This is a genomic window from Pseudomonas sp. K5002, assembly GCF_013386655.1.
Taxonomy (GTDB): domain Bacteria; phylum Pseudomonadota; class Gammaproteobacteria; order Pseudomonadales; family Pseudomonadaceae; genus Aquipseudomonas.
Genome location: NZ_JACARK010001087.1, coordinates 1 through 2371 on the forward strand (window position 1 = coordinate 1; position 2371 = coordinate 2371).

Annotated in this window: 2 protein-coding genes; both read left to right on the plus strand. The window is 62.9% G+C overall.

Annotation, left to right across the window (positions count from 1 at the left end):
• Positions 1-287: phosphoribosylglycinamide synthetase C domain-containing protein (locus HX846_RS33440; protein WP_306173186.1), on the plus strand; the 287-nt coding region annotated here is incomplete at its 5' end.
• Between the two features lie 102 nt (positions 288-389).
• Positions 390-2371, plus strand: a 1982-nt coding sequence (locus tag HX846_RS33445; RefSeq protein ID WP_178967073.1) for a hybrid sensor histidine kinase/response regulator, incomplete at its 3' end; no start/stop codon positions are given.

Genomic DNA, 2371 nt, shown 5'->3' on the forward strand with positions numbered 1-2371 from the left:
CCGCCGGCGGCTACCCGGCCGACTACGCCAAGGGCGATGTGATTGAAGGTCTGGACGCGGCTGCTACGCTGGAAGGCAAGGTGTTCCACGCGGGCACCGCGCTCAAGGATGGCAAGGTCGTCACCGCCGGTGGTCGCGTACTGTGCGCAACCGCCATGGGCAGCAGCGTAGATGCCGCCCAGCAACAGGCTTACAAGCTGGCGGCGAAGATCGACTGGAAAGGCTGCTTCTACCGCACCGACATTGGCTACCGCGCCATTGCCCGTGAGCGTGGCGAAAGTCAGTAAACAGCTATCCGTTCGGTTAGGCAGGGGCCTCTGGCCCTTGCCCTACGCTTGTGGCCCCGCGCATAGTTATACCCATGCATCAACCTACGAAGGGATTTCGCCGTGCGCTGGCTCAGGATCGCCATAGGTTTCACTGTCAGTCTGCTGACCTTGCTCTGCTTGCTCCCGGCCCAGGCCGCCGCACAAGGCAGTGGCTGGGCAGTATTGCTTGATGAACAGGCCGATCTGCAACTGAGCGACATCCGCTCGCCCCGCTACATCAATCAATTCAGCCCCATCGAACTGGACCGGATTACCGCCGCGCAACCGGACGGTGCGTTGTGGGTACGCTTCAGGCTGCAACCCGGCAAACACGAGCAAGTGCTGCGGGTATTCGCCCCTGACCTGTCACACCTGAACCTGTATGTACTCGACGGCGACACCCTGGTGGAGCAGGAAGCTACCGGCACCCGCCAGCCCCAGGCCGAGCGCCCGCTGCCCAGCAGCGACTTCATGCTGCCGATGCCGCAAAGCCAGAAGCCGCTGGACGTGTACCTGCGCATGGTCTCGGAACACGAGCTGCGCCCCTACATCACCCTTGAGCCGGCCGTGCTGGCTGCGGCCAACCAGAACCAGACGCTGATCTACGGGCTGCTGTTCGGTTGCCTGGTGATGCTGATCCTGCACAACCTCACCCGCTACGCCTACCATCGCTCCCGCAGCAGCCTGTGGCTCGCCGCCTGCGAATTGCTGTTGCTGCTCAGCCTTGCGCTGCTGCTCAACGTGCTGGGCCCGTGGTTGCCGAACTGGCACGCGGTACAAACCCCCGGTGCCTACCTCGCCCTGCTGCTGACCGCGCCGTGCGGGCTGATGTTTGCCTACCGCTTCTTTGCGCCACTGGGCCCGCATCCGCTGAACAAGCTGTTGATGGCCGACATCCTGCTGATCGTCCTGACCGGCCTGTTGCTGCTGTTCGTCAACACCTTGCCCCTGAACATCATCACCTACGCCCTGGTGGCGCTGGCCGGCCTGAGCATGTTGTTCGTCTCGGCCTATCACTGGCAAAAGGGCTACCGCCCGGCGCGCCTGTTCATGCTGGCGATGGTGATCTTCAACATCGGCACGCTGATTATTCTCCCGGCCTTGCTGGGCCTGACGCTGGTGCCGCCACAAGGCTTGATCATCACCCTGCTCGGCTTTATCTGCCTCAGTGGCCTGTTGATGAGCCTGGCCCTGGGCGAACGCCAGCGCGCCATCACCGAAGACAACTTCAGCCTCAGCCGCGACCTGGCGGCCAGCAACGCCGAAATCGCCGCCAAGGCCGAATTCCTGGCGAAGATCAGCCACGAAATTCGCACCCCCATGAACGGCGTGCTGGGCATGACCGAACTGCTGCTGGGCACCCCGCTTTCAGTCAAGCAACGCGACTACGTGCAAACCATCCACAGCGCCGGCAACGAACTGCTCACCCTGATCAACGAGATTCTCGACATCTCCAAGCTGGAATCCGGGCAGATCGAATTGGACGATGTGCAGTTCGACCTCAACGCGCTGATCGAAGACTGCCTGAGTATTTTCCGCGCCAAGGCCGAGCAGCAGAACGTCGAGCTGATCAGCTTTATCCAGCCCCAGGTACCCCGGGTGATCAGCGGCGACCCGACGCGGCTGCGCCAGGCACTGTTGAGCCTGCTGGAAAATGCCCTGCAAAAAACCGATGAAGGCGAAGTACTGATCGTCGTCGCACTGGACGAGCGCAGCAGCAAACCGCGCCTGCGCATTGCCGTGCAAGACAGCGGCCTGCCGATGGAACCCGCCGAGCGCGACGCCCTGCTGCACAGCGAGTTGCACAGCAAGAACTTCCTCTCTGCCACCCGCCTGAGCGGCCATCTGGGCCTGGTCATTGCCCGCCAGCTGATCCTGTTGATGAACGGCGAATTCGGCATCAAGAGTGGCAGCCAGCAAGGCAGCACCCTGTGGCTGACCTTGCCGCTGGACCCGGAACGCCTGGAGCACCCGACCTCCGACCTCGACGGCCCGCTCAAGGGCGCGCGCGTGCTGGTGGTGGACGACAACGACACCTGCCGCAAAGTGCTGGTGCAGCAATG